Genomic DNA, 417 nt, shown 5'->3' with positions numbered 1-417 from the left:
GCTCGACCGTGTTGTCGGTCGAAGAGGAGGCGGTGATCGTCACCTTTCGGAAGCACATCCTGCTGCCGCTCGACGATGGCCTGTATGCGCTGCAACCGACGATCCCGACGCTGACGCGCTCGTCCCTGCATCGCTGCCTTCAGCGTCATGGGATCAGCCGACTGCCCGAGGTTGAGGGCGAACAGCCCGCAAAGACGAAGTTCAAGAGCTACCCGATTGGCTTCTTCCACATCGATCTCGCCGAGGTGCGGACCGCCGAGGGCAGGCTCTACATGTTTGTCGCCATCGACAGGACCAGTAAGTTCGCCTTTGTCGAGCTTCATCGGCAAGCCAAACAGCGCACCGCAGGCGACTTCTTGCGGCGGTTGATCGAAGCGGTCCCCTACAAGATCCACACCATCCTGACCGACAACGGCA

1 protein-coding gene is annotated in these 417 nt (G+C 60.9%); it reads left to right on the top strand.

Features of this window, described 5'->3' with window-relative positions:
• Positions 1–417, top strand: a 417-nt coding sequence (locus tag V5F48_RS25045; RefSeq protein ID WP_394260658.1) for a DDE-type integrase/transposase/recombinase, incomplete at both ends; no start/stop codon positions are given.

The sequence above is a fragment of the Xanthobacter autotrophicus ATCC 700552 genome (genome assembly GCF_043194565.1).
GTDB classification, from domain to species: Bacteria; Pseudomonadota; Alphaproteobacteria; order Rhizobiales; family Xanthobacteraceae; genus Xanthobacter; species Xanthobacter autotrophicus_F.
This window is presented reverse-complemented; position numbering and strand designations above follow the sequence as displayed.